Annotated in this window: 14 protein-coding genes; 3 read left to right on the top strand and 11 right to left on the bottom strand. The window is 59.6% G+C overall.

From position 1 onward, the window contains the following. The 3 genes from fdnI to fdnG form a co-directional block, all read right to left on the bottom strand. Positions 1 to 480, bottom strand: a 480-nt coding sequence (gene fdnI, locus HMPREF1024_RS21165; protein WP_009307778.1) for a formate dehydrogenase-N subunit gamma, incomplete at its 3' end; no start/stop codon positions are given. Next, the gene (fdxH, locus tag HMPREF1024_RS21170) at positions 473 to 1357 is read right to left on the bottom strand and encodes a formate dehydrogenase subunit beta (protein ID WP_004143747.1); all 885 of its coding nucleotides are present in this window, start codon (positions 1355 to 1357) and stop codon (positions 473 to 475) included. The genes fdnI and fdxH, both read right to left, overlap by 8 nt. Positions 1358 to 1368: 11 nt before the next feature. Further along, positions 1369 to 4416 carry a formate dehydrogenase-N subunit alpha gene (fdnG, locus tag HMPREF1024_RS21175; protein ID WP_085955640.1) on the bottom strand — a complete coding sequence of 1016 codons (3048 nt, stop codon included), beginning with the start codon at positions 4414 to 4416 and terminating at the stop codon, positions 1369 to 1371. A 225-nt stretch (positions 4417 to 4641) separates the two neighbouring features. Between fdnG and yddG the strand changes: the two genes are divergently transcribed. Further along, entirely contained in the window at positions 4642 to 5520 is an 879-nt protein-coding gene (gene yddG, locus HMPREF1024_RS21185; RefSeq protein WP_009307776.1) for an aromatic amino acid DMT transporter YddG, read from the top strand. Here yddG and HMPREF1024_RS21190 read toward each other — a convergent pair. The 7 genes from HMPREF1024_RS21190 to HMPREF1024_RS21220 all read right to left on the bottom strand — a co-directional run bounded on the left by HMPREF1024_RS21190 (position 5517) and on the right by HMPREF1024_RS21220 (position 11770). After that, a complete protein-coding gene (locus HMPREF1024_RS21190; RefSeq protein WP_009307775.1) occupies positions 5517 to 6290 on the bottom strand; it encodes a 1,6-dihydroxycyclohexa-2,4-diene-1-carboxylate dehydrogenase in 774 nt (257 codons plus the stop codon). The two genes, yddG and HMPREF1024_RS21190, sit on opposite strands and share 4 nt — an antisense overlap. 9 nt (positions 6291 to 6299) lie before the next feature. Then, the gene (gene benC / locus HMPREF1024_RS21195) at positions 6300 to 7316 is read right to left on the bottom strand and encodes a benzoate 1,2-dioxygenase electron transfer component BenC (protein WP_009307774.1); all 1017 of its coding nucleotides are present in this window, start codon (positions 7314 to 7316) and stop codon (positions 6300 to 6302) included. A gap of 9 nt (positions 7317 to 7325) precedes the next feature. Continuing rightward, entirely contained in the window at positions 7326 to 7811 is a 486-nt protein-coding gene (benB, locus tag HMPREF1024_RS21200; RefSeq protein ID WP_009307773.1) for a benzoate 1,2-dioxygenase small subunit, read from the bottom strand. Continuing rightward, positions 7811 to 9193 carry a Rieske 2Fe-2S domain-containing protein gene (locus HMPREF1024_RS21205; RefSeq protein WP_009307772.1) on the bottom strand — a complete coding sequence of 461 codons (1383 nt, stop codon included), beginning with the start codon at positions 9191 to 9193 and terminating at the stop codon, positions 7811 to 7813. The genes benB and HMPREF1024_RS21205 overlap by 1 nt, the downstream gene beginning before the upstream one ends. Positions 9194 to 9301: 108 nt before the next feature. After that, positions 9302 to 10228 carry a catechol 1,2-dioxygenase gene (catA, locus tag HMPREF1024_RS21210; protein WP_009307771.1) on the bottom strand — a complete coding sequence of 309 codons (927 nt, stop codon included), beginning with the start codon at positions 10226 to 10228 and terminating at the stop codon, positions 9302 to 9304. A gap of 69 nt (positions 10229 to 10297) precedes the next feature. Further along, positions 10298 to 10588: a muconolactone Delta-isomerase gene (catC, locus tag HMPREF1024_RS21215; protein WP_009307770.1), complete on the bottom strand. Its 291-nt coding sequence runs from the start codon at positions 10586 to 10588 to the stop codon at positions 10298 to 10300. Between the two features lie 18 nt (positions 10589 to 10606). Next, on the bottom strand, positions 10607 to 11770 hold the full coding sequence (locus HMPREF1024_RS21220) for a muconate cycloisomerase family protein (RefSeq protein ID WP_074195915.1): 1164 nt from the start codon (positions 11768 to 11770) through the stop codon (positions 10607 to 10609). 210 nt (positions 11771 to 11980) lie between these two features. Between HMPREF1024_RS21220 and HMPREF1024_RS21225 the strand changes: the two genes are divergently transcribed. Then, positions 11981 to 12778, top strand: a complete 798-nt coding sequence (locus tag HMPREF1024_RS21225) for an IclR family transcriptional regulator C-terminal domain-containing protein (RefSeq protein WP_009307768.1) — start codon at positions 11981 to 11983, stop codon at positions 12776 to 12778. Here HMPREF1024_RS21225 and kmrA read toward each other — a convergent pair. Then, entirely contained in the window at positions 12773 to 14272 is a 1500-nt protein-coding gene (gene kmrA, locus HMPREF1024_RS21230) for an efflux MFS transporter KmrA (RefSeq protein ID WP_009307767.1), read from the bottom strand. The genes HMPREF1024_RS21225 and kmrA overlap by 6 nt on opposite strands. 123 nt (positions 14273 to 14395) lie before the next feature. On the opposite strand from kmrA, the gene HMPREF1024_RS21235 reads away from it, so the two are divergent. Next, on the top strand, positions 14396 to 14971 hold the full coding sequence (locus HMPREF1024_RS21235; protein WP_004888643.1) for a TetR family transcriptional regulator: 576 nt from the start codon (positions 14396 to 14398) through the stop codon (positions 14969 to 14971). Positions 14972 to 15003 lie beyond the last annotated feature (32 nt).

Here is a 15003-nt window from a genome sequence, read left to right as displayed (position 1 = left end):
GATGGCCGACGTCGCATGAATCAGCAGGCTATAGCGAATCACCTGCATCGGGAAATATTCCGCAAAATATGGGCGCCAGATAATCACCCCGGTCACCAGCAGCACAAATATCATGCTCATGATGGTCCAGAACATCATCTTCTGCCCGGCGTTATACTTACCGACGCGCGCCACCTTATGCTCGTTGCCTTTCAGCACCTCGACGATGCCTTTCAGCCACGGAATATCCTGTTTATCAGGGATGTTATGGTGGACAAAGCGCACGAACATAAACATCAGCGCGACAAAAATCAGCACCCCAAAGAACGGGTGCAGAATACGCCCCATCTGCGGCGTGCCGAAGGTTTCCGTTAGCCACTGTAGCGTCGGAAAGAAGAACGATATTCCCGACAGCGCCACGAGGAAAAAACAGATAACCACCGTCCAGTGACAGGCGCGATCGATAAAAGTTGTGCGCACAATCATCTTCGATTTACTCATCATGCTTCTCCTCGTCGTCGTCAACTTCCTTGTTCGGCCCGATACCGATGTAGTGGTAAATCAGCCCGGCGAAGGTGGCGATAAAGCCCGCCGCCGCCAGCGGTTTCAGCGCCCCCTTCCACAGACTGATACTGGTATCGATCTGCGGTTCCTTCGGCAGCTTGTGATACAGCTCCGGCTGGTCGGCATGATGCAGGACGTACATCACGTGGGTTCCGCCGACGCCCGGCGGGTTGTAAATCCCGGCGTTGGCATAACCGCGTTTTTTAAGCTTAGCCACCCGCTCCTCGGCCACCTCCAGCATCTCTTTCTTCGTACCGAAGTGGATAGCACCGGTAGGACAGGTTTTCACGCAGGCCGGTTCCTGGCCGACGCTGACCCGATCCACGCACAGGGTGCATTTATAGACCCGGTTATCCTCTTTATTGAGGCGCGGGACGTTAAACGGACACCCCGCAATGCAGTAGCCGCAGCCGATGCAGTTTTCCTGCTGGAAATCGACGATGCCGTTGGCGTACTGAATAATCGCCCCGGCGGACGGGCAGGCCTTCAGGCAGCCCGGCTCTGCGCAGTGCATACAGCCATCCTTGCGGATAAGCCACTCCAGTTTGCCGTTCTGTTCGGTCTCGCTAAAACGCATTACCGTCCAGGATTTGGCGCTGAGATCCGCCGGGTTGTCGTACACCCCGACGCAGTGCCCCACGTCATCGCGGATGTCATTCCACTCGGAACAGGCCACCTGGCAGGCTTTACAGCCCACGCAGGAGGAGACATCGATAAGCTTGGCGACTTCCGCTTTATAGTCCCGCGCGCGCGGCGCGGGGGTGATCGGGTTGGTCGCGGAGCGTTTAATAATGTCTTGGGTTTCCATCGCCATTGAATCGCTCCTTACGCTTTCTCGATGTTGACCAGGAACGCCTTGTACTCCGGCGTTTGCGAGTTGGAATCGCCAACGTTAGGCGTCAGGGTGTTGGCGATGTAGCCTTTGCGGGCCACGCCTTCAAAACCCCAGTGCAGCGGGATCCCGACGGTCTCCACCTGCTGGCCGTTGACGTTCAGCGTGCGCAGTCGGCGGGTCACCACGGCAACCGCGCGAATGAAGCCGCGCTTGCTGCTGACTTTCACCCAATCGCCGTTAGCGATACCTTTGCTTTTCGCCAGCCCTTCGCTGATTTCGACAAACTGTTCCGGCTGCGCGATGGAATTGAGCAACGCATGCTTGGTCCAGGTGTGGAAATGCTCGGTCAGACGATAGGTGGTCCCGACATACGGGAATTTATCCTTCTTACCTAAGCGAATGGCGTCCTCTTCATACAACCGCACCACCGGGCTGGAGACCACCTTCGGGTGCAGCGGGTTAGTGCCAAGCGGGGTTTCCATCGGCTCGTAGTGCTCCGGGAACGGCCCTTCCGCCAGTTTATCGAGCGCAAACAGGCGACCCAGCCCCTCCTGCTGCATGATAAACGGCCCGGTGTTGCTCCCTGGCGGCGCGGTATTGAAGTCCGGAATATCATTCCCGACCCACTTGCTGCCGTTCCACTGGATCAGCATCCGCTTCGCATCCCAGGGCTTGCCGTTGATATCGGCCGAAGCGCGGTTGTACAGCACCCGACGATTGAGCGGCCACGCCCAGGCCCATCCCAGCGTATTGCCCAGGCCCGAAGGATCGGCGTTATCACGATTCGCCATCTGGTTACCCTGCTCGGTCCAGCTGCCGGTATAGATCCAGCAAGACGACGCGGTGCTGCCGTCATCGCGCAGCAGCGCGAAGCTATTGAGCAGTTGGCCTTTTTTCGCCAGCAGAGTGCCATTTTGATCGTAGAGATCCGCCAGCGCGTAGCCGTTGTTCTCTTTTGCCACTTCTTCCGATTCCGGATGGTCCGGCTGCTTGTAGCGCCAGCTCATCTTCAGCAGGGGTTCCGCGCCCTTCCCGCCTTCGGTGCGGTACAGTTCGCGCAGGCGATGGTAAATCCCGGCAAGGATTTCGCCATCATTGCGCGCTTCACCTGGGGCATCCTGACCTTTCCAGTGCCACTGCAGCCAGCGACCGGAGTTGGCGATCGAACCGTCCTCTTCGGCAAAGCAGGTCGACGGCAGACGGAAGACTTCGGTCTGAATCGCCGACGGGTCGACATCATTAGACTCGCCGTGGTTCTGCCAGAAGGTCGAGGTTTCGGTCACCAGCGGGTCGATAACCACCATATATTTCAGCTTGCTGAGGCTGCGAACTACTTTGTTTTTGTCCGGGAAGGAGGCAACCGGGTTAAAGCCCTGGCAGATATAGCCGGTGACGTTGCCGTTATCCATCATGTTGAAGTATTTGATAACGTCGTAAGCCTGGTCCCACTTCGGTAACCACTCAAAGCCCCAGTCGTTCTCTTTTTGCGCCGCCTCGCCGTAGAAGGATTTCATCAGGCTAACGAAGAATTTCGGGTAGTTGCTCCAGTAGTTCACCTGCTCGGGCAGGGTCGCCTTCGGCGTGTTGGCGCTGAGGTAGCTTTGCAGATCGGTCTGTTTGTCCGATGGCAGCGTCAAATAGCCCGGCAGACTGGTCGACAGCAGGCCCAAATCGGTCAGCCCCTGAATATTAGAGTGGCCGCGCAGGGCGTTGACGCCGCCGCCGGCCATCCCCATATTGCCGAGCAGCAGCTGGATCATCGCCATGGTGCGGATGTTCTGCGCGCCGACGGTGTGCTGCGTCCAGCCCAGGGCATACAGGAAGGTGGTGGTGCGGTCCGCGGCGCTGGTTGAGGCCAGCACATCGCACACTTTAAGGAAGTCCGCTTTCGGCGTACCGCAGATGTTTTCGACCACCTCGGGCGTGTAACGGGAAACGTGCTGCTTCAGCAGGTTCCACACGCAGCGCGGATGGCTGAGCGTTTCATCGCGTTTGGCGTAGCCGTTTTCATCGAACTGGTAGTTCCAGGACGATTTATCGTACTGGCGTTTTTCCGCATCGTAGCCGCTGAACAGCCCCTCTTCGAAGGCAAAATCATCCCGCACCAGCAGGCTGGCATTGGTGTAATGCTTAACGTACTCGGCATTGATCTTGTTATTTTCGATCAGGTACAGCAGCACGCCCGACAGGAAGGTAATGTCGGTACCGGAACGAATCGGCGCATAGATATCGGCCACCGACGCGGTACGCGTAAAGCGCGGGTCGACGACGATCAGCGTGGCGTCGTTATTGTTTTTCGCCTCCATCGCCCAGCGGAAACCCACCGGATGGGCTTCGGCGGCGTTACCGCCCATCACCACCACGACGTTGGCGTTTTTGATATCCACCCAGTGGTTGGTCATCGCACCGCGACCAAATGTTGGAGCAAGACTTGCTACCGTTGGTCCGTGTCAGACGCGCGCCTGGTTGTCTACCGCCAGCATACCCAGCGATCGCACAAATTTTTGCGTTAGCATGCCGGTCTCATTGCTTGCCGCCGAGGCGCACAGCATGCCGGTGGAAAGCCAGCGGTTAACCGTCACGCCCTGTTCATTCTTTTCAATAAAGTTGGCGTCGCGGTCGGCTTTCATCAGTCGGGCGATGCGGTTAAAGGCTTCATCCCAGGAGATGCGCTGCCATTTATCCGAGCCCGGGGCGCGGTATTGCGGATAACGCAGACGGTTTTCGCTGTGGACATAGTCCAGCAGGCCTGCCCCTTTCGGGCACAGCGCGCCGCGGCTCACCGGATGGTCCGGGTCCCCTTCGATATGGTAGATCGCTTCTTTGGCGTTTTTCGCACCGTCGCCGAGGCTATACATTAATAGCCCGCAGCCCACGGAGCAGTAAGTGCAGGTGTTGCGGATCTCTTTCGCACGCAGCAATTTGAAATTGCGTGCCTGAGCCAGCGCCATTTTAGGGGCAAAGCCCAGGGCGGCGGCGGTAGTTCCGGCCATACCGCCTGCGCAGATCTTAAAGAACTTTCTGCGGCTGACGTCCATTGCATTCCTCCATGCAGGATGTTGATTCATCGCGCGGAGGAAACTAACAGCAAAATCCCGGGAAAATTTGCGTCAAATCAAGGAGGAAAACCTTCGCCCCCTTAATCGCCAGCCCTGGCCATTTTCGCTAATCCCTAAGGGTTAGCAACGGCGGAAAATTTCACCCCTCGCCGATAAAAAAATGATATATATGCCGGCTGCATTTGCGTAACCATCAGGAAAAGCATGGAGAAAAAGAGAGCCACGACCATCGGCTTCGCCGCCATTATCTTATGGAGCACGATGGTCGGATTGATCCGCGGCGTCAGCGAAGGACTGGGACCGGTTGGCGGCGCGGCAATGATTTATAGCCTCAGCGGCCTGCTGCTCATTTTTACCGTCGGTTTTCCCAATCTGCGCCAGATCCCGCGGCGCTATCTGCTGGCCGGCAGCGTGCTGTTCGTCAGCTATGAAATCTGCCTCGCGCTGTCGCTGGGCTATGCCGCCAGCCGCCAGCAGGCCATTGAGGTGGGGATGGTCAATTACCTGTGGCCCAGCCTGACGATTTTGTTCGCCATCCTGTTTAACGGCCAGAAAAGCAGCTGGCTGGTGATCCCCGGCCTGCTTCTCGCCCTGCTCGGCGTGGGCTGGGTGTTGGGCGGTGAGCACGGCCTGCAGTTGGACGAGATTATCAGCAACGTCATCTCCAGCCCGCTCAGCTATCTGCTGGCCTTTGTCGGGGCGTTTATCTGGGCTGCCTACTGCACGGTGACGGCCAAATATGCCCGCGGAAAAAACGCCATTACGCTGTTCGTCCTGTTAACCGCCCTGACGCTGTGGCTGAAGTTTCTCGCCACACCGCAGCCGCCCATGATCTTTAGCTGGCCGGTAAGCATCAAGCTGCTGACCGTTTCGGTGGCCCTTGGCCTGGCCTACGCGGCGTGGAACGTGGGGATCCTGCACGGCAACGTCAGCCTGCTGGCGGCGGCGTCGTACTTTACGCCGGTACTCTCCTCTGCGCTGGCGGCGATCCTGCTGAGTGCGGCCCTGTCGTGGTCATTCTGGCAGGGCGCCGGGATGGTGTGTCTCGGCTCCCTGCTCTGCTGGTATGCTACCCGGCGTTAGCCGAGATCGCCCCCGGCCACTGGCAGCGTGACGCCGGTGATATAGCTGGCCTCATCGCTGGCGAGAAACAGGATCGCGTTCGCCTGTTCCGCCAGCGTGCCGTAGCGGTGCTGAAGGCTGCTCGCCACCGTCTGATCGACCACCTGTTGATACCACGCCTTCTCCTGCTCGCTCGGCTGCTCTTCGTTACGCGGCGTCAGGCGCGGCGGCGCCTCGGTCCCGCCCGGCGCCACGGCGTTAATCCGAATACCGCTGCCGCTGTACTCCATAGCAATCGACCGGGTCAGCGCGTTAACGCCGCCTTTCGCCGCCGAGTAAGGCACCCGGTTCACCCCTGCCGTCGCCACCGACGAGATATTGACAATGCTGCCTTTGCCCTGCTTCAGCATCCACGGCAGCGCCGCGCGGCAGCCCCACAGCGTGGGGAACAGCGAGCGGCGGATCTCTTTCTCAATCTGCTCCGGTTGGTATTCGGCAAAGGGCCGCGCCCAGATGGTGCCCCCAACGTTGTTGATCAGCACGTCGAGGCGGCCAAAAAGCGCGACGCCCGCGGCAAACGCCCGCTCGGTACTTTCCCACGCTTCCAGATCCGCCTCCAGCGCCAGCACCGGACAGCCGGATTGCGCCAGCGTCGCCGCCAGCTCATGGACATAGGACGAGCGATCGATGAGCAGCAGTGCCGCGCCTTCTGCGGCCGCCTGCTCCGCCGTCTGGCGGCCAATGCCCTGGGCCGCGCCGGTGATGGCGACCACTTTATCGCTAAAACGCATACTGCCTCCTTATGCCGCCGCGCTCTGGCTGGCGATAAATTTCTCATACCAGAATCCCGCCGGGGTGATCCCGCGGTCGCGCAGCGCCGTGGCGACCGCATTGACCATCGGCGGCGGGCCGCAAAGATAGATGTCGACGTCGCCGTTATTCAGCATCGCGTCGTCGAGATGGTCGGTGACGAAGCCGCGCTGCGGACAGGGGCTGTTTTCATCCGCCACCACCGGCAGCCAGCGATACCCCGTCAGCTGTTGAGTAAAGGTGTCCAGCGCGTCGGTTTTCACCAGATCGCCATCGCGGGTTACCCCGTACAGTAACGTTACCGGACGCTGGCTACCTTGTGTCTGCAGGGTGTGGAGCATGGAGAGCAGCGGCGCCAGCCCGGTGCCGCCGGCCAGCATCAGCAGCGGACGATCGCCGTGGCGCAGATAGAAGCTGCCCATGGGTCCGCTAAGGGTCAGGCGATCGCCGGGCTGCGCCCGCTGCGTCAGCCACTGGCTCATCATCCCCCCGGGCACATTGCGGATCAGAAAACGTCCCTCCCGCGCGCCGGCAAGCGAGCTAAAGGAATAGGCGCGGACGTGGGGCGTACCCGGCACCTGGATATTGACGTACTGTCCCGGCAGGAAGGCCAGCGGCTCATCGAGAGCAACCACCAGCTCGATGGCGGAGTCCGACAGCAAATTGACCTGCTGCACCTGCGCCCCGAGCGTCGCCAGGGCGGTTTTGCACTGGGCAGCGGCCACCGGCACATCAATCACGCAGTCGCTGGTGGGCACCATCTGACAGGTCAGCACCTGGCGGGCCTGCGCTTCCTCGTCGTTTAACGCCTCGTCGAGATACTCCTCGCCGAGGGTATATTCCCCGCTGGCGCAGTGGCATTTGCAGGTGCCGCACACGCCGTCCGAGCAGTCCATCGGCAGATTCACCTTCTGACGATAGGCCGCATCCAGGACTTTCTCTCCGGCGTTGCACTGAATAAAGCGGGTTACGCCGTCCTCAAAATTAAGAGCAATAGAAAAGGTCATAAGCGCCTCTTAAATGTGGTAAACGTCAATCACCTGACGGATATAGTCGTTGTTCAGGCGCACGGTTTTGCGCACGATCTGCGGTCTGCCGTCCTGCTCGGTCAGTGTGCAGCAGGTTGAGCCGAAATAAGCATCCGTGTGCTGATAGCGATAGCTCCAGGTGACCCAGCTGTAACGCACCTCCAGCCCCTCGTCATTTTCCCCCAGTAGCTCAACGTTGCTGATAATGTGGGTGGTCCTCGGCTCCGGCGTGCTGGCCCCGGAGCGCTCGGTTTTAATGCGGTAGACGCGATCCTCCAGCCCTTCGCGGTTGGGATAGTAGATAAGCGAAATCTCTTTTTGCGGGTCGCGGGTCAGCTGGTCGTCGTCGCCCCACGCCGGCATCCAGTAGACTACCTGCGGGCTGTAGCAGCTGAGCCATTCGTCCCACTGACGATCGTCCAGCAGACGGGCTTCGTAGTAGAGAAACTGGCGAACCTGTTCGAGGTTAAGCATCAGGCCACCTCCACGCGCTGAGTAATCGACTGTTCAAAACGCTGCTGTTCCTGTTCAATGGCCGCCAGCATCAGCGTCTGCCAGTGGTGGTGATGGGCGATGTACAGCGCTTCGTCCTCCGATTTCACCCCGCTTAACCGCGGCGAAAAGCCGGCATGTTGCGCATGCTCATCCGCGCCGTCGACCCAGTGCAGCGCGCCGCGGCTGAGATCGCTCCACGGAAGATTTTCGCCGAGATAGCCGCGCTGGCAGGCGCTGAACTCTTCGAGGTCGTCCGGCGTCCCCATGCCGCTGACGTTAAAGAAATCCTCGTACTGGCGGATACGCAGGGCCCGCGCCTGGTCGGATTCCCCTTTCGGCCCGAAGCACCAGATGGTGACTTCGGTTTTATCCACCGCAATGGGACGGATCACGCGGATTTGGGTCGAGAACTGATCCATCAGGTAGACATTGGGGTACAGACACAGGTTGCGGGTTTCGTTGACCATCTGGTCGGCGCGTAGTTCGCCGAATTCCGCCTGCAGGCGCTCGCGGTGGGCATAGACCGGGCGCACTTCCGGGTTGAGCGCCCGGGTCCACAGCAGCATATGGCCATTATCGAATCCGTAGCCCCCGCCGAGGCTTTTAGACCAGCCGTTGGCATCCACCGCGTGCGTCCCTTCCGCTTCATAGTTGCGGCGTGACATGGTCGAGGCGTAGTTCCAGTGCACCACGCTGACGTGATAGCCATCGGCACCGTTTTCCGCGCCCAGTTTCCAGTTGCCCTCATACACATAGCTCGACGAGCCCTTGAGGACTTCCAGCCCCTCCGGCGCCTGATCGACGATCAGATCGATGATTTTGCTGGTTTCTCCGAGATAGGCCTCCAGCGGCTGCACGTCGGCATTGAGGCTGCCAAATAAGAAACCACGATAGGACTGAAAACGCGGCAGCTTTTGCAGGTCGTGGGAACCGTCCTGTTTAAAGCTCGGCGGATAACCGCCAGTGCTCTCGTCTTTGGCTTTTAATAATTTGCCATTATTGCTAAAGGTCCAGCCGTGGAACGGACAGGTGAACGAATTTTTATTGCCGGTTTTGCGGCGACATAACATGGCGCCGCGGTGAGCACAGCTGTTAATTAACGCATGCAGCTCATTCTTTTTATCGCGGGTAATAATGACCGGCTGACGGCCCAGCGTCAGGGTATAATAATCACCCGGCTCGGGAATTTGGCTTTCATGGGCAAGAAATACCCAGTTACCTTCGAAAATATGCTTCATTTCAAATTCAAACAGCTGCGGGTCGGTAAATATAGAGCGATGGCAGCGGTAAATATGATTTTCCCGGTCGACAATTAAGGCATTATTGATTTTGTCTTTGAGCGTCGAGAGCGTTTTTTGCATGAGTCAGTCCCTCCTGCAGAATTCAGGATGAAAGAAACAGGGTGAATTTTTCGTTTTCGAGTGCGATGTCGGGCCCGGGCAGTCGCGTGCCCGGACCGATAATGCCGCTTACTCTTTAGCGCGCAGGCGGGTGCCGCGCTGCTCTTCGTCGGCGCTCAGCGCTTTACACAGAGTGAAATCAAAACAGACCTCGGTGTGCTCTCCCTCAAGATGGCGCTGCGCGATGATCTCGCGGTCGGTCACTTTTACCGGGTCAGCAATCAGGCCGTCGCGGGTGGCAAAGGCAAAATCGTCCCACAGGTATTTATCGCCATTGAGGTTAATCTGGCTGGTCAGATGCTTATGCCCCGGGGCGGAGACGAAGAAGTGAATGTGCGCCGGACGGTTGCCGTGGCGGCCTAACTGGTCCAGTAGCTTCTGGGTTGGGCCATCCGGCGGGCAACCGTAGCCGGAGGGCATGATGCTGCGCACACTGTAGCGGCCATCGGCGCCGGTGCGGATCCGCCGGCGCAGGTTGTATTCGCTCTGGCTTTGATCGAAGAACGAGTAATTGCCGAGGGTGTTGGCGTGCCAGATATCAACAATGGCATTGGCTATCGGCTGGCCCTGGTTATCTTTAACCTGACCGTGCAGCCACATCACTTCCCCGGCGTCGGTACCGTCATCCATGCGGGCGTGGCCGTCGGCCAGCGGCGCATTGGCCACGTACAGCGGCCCTTCAATGGTGCGCGGAGTGCCGGTTTCCCGATGCGCCGCCGCGTCGATGGCGTCCTGGCGCAGGTCGAGGAAATGTTCCAGGCCCAGGCCCGCCGCCAGCAGCGCCGCCTCCTGACGCCCCCCCAGCTCGTGCAGATAGTTTACCGCGTGCCAGAACTCTTCTTCCGTGACGTTATAGTCGTCGATGAGGGTGCAGATATTTTCCAGCAGACGATGGACAATCGCCTTAAAACGTTCATCGCCGCCGGCAACATCTAATCCGGCACTGTCGCGTAATAATTTCTGAATAGCAGGCTGTTGTACGAATACATTACTCATACTGGTTCTCTCTTATATTTTTCAGGGTATACGCCGGGAATACCGGCGTGAGGTCAGATATTGTTATTATTAGCGATCGTCATCGCGAATTGATGACGGATGACGACACAGAGCTTCCACTTTTATCGCCATAAAGGGATAGAGCGGTAATCCCATTAATATTTGATGCAACTCTTCGGCATCTTTAACATCGAAAATACTGACATTGGCGTAAAGGCCGGCGACGCGCCAGATATGTCGCCATTTGCCTTCCCGCTGTAATTGTTGCGAATAGGCTTTTTCGCGTTGTTTAATTTCCTCCGCCTCGGCGGCGGGAAAGCCAGGCGGAATATTGACGGTCATATCCACTTTAAATAACATTTTTTTCTCCTGTCCCCGCTATGGCTGGCGGGTATAAAAACGCAGTTTGTCTTCATCCAGCTCGACGCCAAGACCCGGCGTTTGCGGTAACAGCACCTGACCGTCGGCAAAGGTGAGCGGCACGCTGACGATATCGTCCTTAAGCAACAGCGGGCCGAACATCTCGGTGCCCCACTGCAGCGGCAATGTCGACCACGCGTGCAGAGAAGCAACGGTCCCCACGGTCCCTTCCAGCATGGTGCCGCCGTACAGGCCAATCCCCGCCGCCTGGGCGACGCGGGCCAGCGCCAGCACGCTGTTCGGCCCGCCCGCCTTGGCGATTTTCAGCGCGTAAGCGCCGGTAAAGCCCTGTTGCGCCAGTTGATAACCATCGTAGGCAGTCGCGACGGCTTCATCCGCGAGGATCGCGGTTTCGATTTGCTGGCTTAAGCGCACCAGGGCGGCGTTATCGTGGGCGCTGACCGGCTGTTCGATAAGATCGACGCCCATCGCCGCCAGCTCGCGACAGCCTTTCGCGCCGGTGGCGGCGTCCCAGGCCTGGTTAACGTCGACGCGAATGCTGGCGCGGTCGCCTAACGCTTCCACGATGGCGCGGGTATGACGCAGGTCGGTGGCGAGTTCACGCGCGCCGATCTTCAGTTTGAACGCCCGGTGGCGGCCTTCGGCCAACAGTTTTTCCCCTTCGGCGATATCTTTCGCAGTATCGCCGCTGGCTAAGGTCCACAGTACCGGTAGCGTCGTGTGCAGCGCGCCGCCGAGCAGCGCCGACACCGGCAGACCTAAGGCTTTGCCCTGGGCGTCGAGCAGCGCGGTTTCGATGGCGGACTTCGCAAAGGTGTTGCCTTTAATGGCGCTGTTCATGCGGGCGGTTAGCGCATTCAGGTTATCGGCCGACTGCCCTTTCAACAGCGGCGTCAGATAATGGGCGATCGCCGACGAAATGGCCTCCGGACTCTCAACGCCATAGCTCAGCCCACCGATGGTGGTGGCCTCGCCGATGCCGCAGATGCCATCGGAGCGGGTAAGGCGCACGATCACCAGCGACTGGCAGCCCATGGTGGTCATCGACAATTTATGCGGCCGGATGGTCGGGACATCCACAATCCAGCTCTCGATTTGTTCTACGGTGGCAGTCATTTTCTGTTCCTGATGAGATATATAACTTTTTGTACCCACATCCATAACGGGGAGGTCTGTGCCATTGACAATAGGGTTCAGCCTGGCGGATGGTCAACGGCGATAATCGAAATGTTGTGCGATTATCGGCACGTTTGTTAAAGGGCAGTTAATAATGTGATCGTTGTGGTAAAACCGGCACAATTCAGCGCGCCCCATTTCACGCACGGTATAGTGATCTCCCGTGAGCCTTACGTTGCAACGGAGAAGGATGCAATGAGCGACAATATCCCCACTACGCTAAGCGCCAGGCAGGCCGAGCACGACCCCAACTTTATGCTGTCTCTGGCCCGCGGGCTGGCGGTCCTGAACGCCTTTACCCCCCAACGCCAGCGGCTAACCATTTCCCAGCTCAGCCAGAAAACGCAAATCTCCCGCGCGGCGGTACGCCGCTGTTTGTATACCCTTGCCGCGCTGGGGATGGTGCACAGCCCCGATGGCCGCCACTATGAGCTGCTGCCCCGGGTGCTGGCGGTCGGCCACGCTTATCTGGCCGGCACGCCGCTGGCGAAAGTGGCACAGACGGCGCTGGATGGTCTGGGCAAAGCGCTCGGCGAATCCTGTTCGGCAGCCACGCTCGACGGGGATAACGTGCTCTATATCGCCCGCGCGGCGGTCAATAATTTACTGAGCATCGATCTGGGGCGCGGCAGTCGCCTGCCGGCGTGGGCCACGTCAATGGGGCGGGTGTTACTGAGCGCGCTGCCGGAGGAACAGCTCGAAGTGACATTGTCACGTGCGGCGCTTATCCGCTACACACCGCATACCCTGTGCGATTTGGCCGGATTACGTGCTGAGATCGCCCGGGTGCGGATGCAGGGCTATGCCCTCGCCGATCGGCAGATCGAGGTGGGCTTGTGCTCGCTGGCGGTACCGGTGCTGTCACGTCATGGCCAGGTGGTGGCCGCGCTGAATGTGGGGGTGCCCGCCGCGACGGTCAGCGCCGCGGCGTTAAAAGAGAAGGCCCTCGCCCCGCTGCGCCGCGCGGCGATGGACCTGTCGCTGCAGCTATAGCGCCGCCCGCGGTTTCGCCACAGTGGCAAGGCTGCGCCAGATCCCGGCGGCCAGCAGCAGAAGCAATACACCCGCCGTCGCCAGCACCAGACTGTGAGCCTGAATAAATGCTGTCTTTGCCGCTGCCATCAGCGCCTGCGCCACCCCAGCGGGCAGCGCCTGGGTCAGACTCACCGCCTCGCCAATCGATGACGCCGCCTGCTGCGCCATGGCGTCACTCAGGCCAGACGGCAGCACTATAGAAGCGCTGTAGCTACGGGTCAGGATCAGGCCGAACAGCGCAATGCCAAGACCGGCGCCCAGCTCATAGGCCATGGTTTCAATCGCCCCGGCGGCGGCCGCTTTCTCCTTCGGCGCTGCCGCCATGATGGCGGCGCTGGAAGCCAGCAGCGCGCTGGCCACGCTAAAGCCCAGCAGCGTCATCAGCCCCCAGGCCAGCCACTGCTGGGTGCTGAAATCGGTCAGCGCCAGGCCGAGAAAGCTGAAGGCGCTGAGCAACATCCCGCCGGTCGCCACCTCGCGCAGCCCGAGCCGGGAGACCAGCAGTCCGGCAATCGGCCCGCTGAAGCCGCTGGCCACCATCACCGGCAGCATAAACATCCCCGCCTCGAACGGTGTTTTCTGATGCACGAACTGCAGCTCCTGAGCCATCAGTAGCTCAAAGCCCACCAGGGTAATCAGGGCCGTCATCGCCATCATCACCCCGCTTAAAATAATACGATGGGTAAACAGTCGCATATCCACCATCGGGCGGGCCGCCGACAGCTGCTTGCGGATAAACCAGGTTAACATCGCCGCCCCGCCGAGCGCCACCAGCGCGGTGAGCCACAGCGCCAGCTGGCCCTTCAGCGCCGATTTCGCGCTAAACACCAGCATCAGGATCGCGGCAATCAAAACGAGCGCCTGCAGTAGATTGAGCGGCTGTTCGCGGCGCGCGGGCTGGCGCGGCACCACTTTCGCGTTAATCGCGATAACCACCAGCACGATCGGCACATTGATCAGGAACACCGACCCCCAGTAGAAATGCTCCAGCAGGATACCGCCCACCAGCGGGCCGAAGGCCGCGCCGCCGGAGCCGACCGCTGCCCACAGCCCCAGCGCCATATTGCGCTGGCTGGCCTCGGCAAAGGTGCTGCGGATCCCGGCCAGCGTCGCCGGGACGATCATCGCCGCCCCCACCGCCAGCAAAGCGCGTGAGGCAATCAGCGTCATGGCCGTCGGCGACAGCGCGGCGCACAGCGAGGCGATGCCAAAAATGGCGCTGCCGAGCAGCAGCAGGCGCTTAAAGCCGATCTTATCGCCAAGGGCGCCCATCGGCAGCACCATCCCGGCCATCACTAATGAGTAGATATCAATGATCCACAACAGCTCATTGCCGCTGCTACCCAGCGCCACGCTGAGGGTCGGCGCGGCCACATGCAACACCGTAGCGTCAATCGCCACCGGAATATAAACCAGCAAAATCGCCATCAGCGTCATCCATTGCCGTGACATAGCTTGTACCTCAATCAATATTGAATATTGGACACACGTCCAGGATGGCGATCCTGCCGGATTGTTGAACACATGTCCAACTTTTTGTTACACTCGGCCAAAGCCAGATGACAGCGGGGTTTTATGCACTATTTACAACGTGATGCGAGACGGGAAGGGATTATGCAGGCCGCCATGCGCCTGGCGCTGCGCGGCGGCTTTGCCGCCATGACCGTGCGGCAGATCGCCCGCGAAGCCCAGGTGGCCGCCGGGCAGCTGCACCACCACTTCACCTCCATCGGCGAGCTGAAAGCGCAGGTTTTCATCCGCCTGATCCGCGAGATGCTCGACATGCCGCTGGTGGCTGAGGACGCCAGCTGGCGCGAGCGCTTGTTCTCGATGATCGGCAGCGAGGATGGCCGACTGGAACCCTATATCCGCCTGTGGCGCGAAGGCCAGGTGCTGGCCGACAGCGATCCGGACATCAAAGCGGCCTACCTGCTGACCATGAATATGTGGCATGCCGAGACCGTCGCCATCATCGAGCAGGGCCTCGCCAGCGGCGAATTTCGGTCGGCTGAGCCTGCGGCGGATATCGCCTGGCGCTTTATCGCCCTGGTGTGCGGCCTCGACGGGATTTATGCGCTGGACGCGCAGGCCCTGGATGAGGCGGCGTTTAGCCGCTATGTAAATAAGATGATTACGCTGGAGTTGTTTTAGGCATATTTACATTTAGTAACAATTAATTCCGC

Origin of the sequence: Klebsiella sp. 4_1_44FAA (assembly GCF_000238715.1) — a bacterium.
In the GTDB taxonomy this organism is placed as follows: domain Bacteria; phylum Pseudomonadota; class Gammaproteobacteria; order Enterobacterales; family Enterobacteriaceae; genus Klebsiella; species Klebsiella pneumoniae.
The sequence above is the reverse complement of the archived record's forward strand: the minus strand, read 5'-3'. Positions and strand labels throughout refer to the sequence as shown.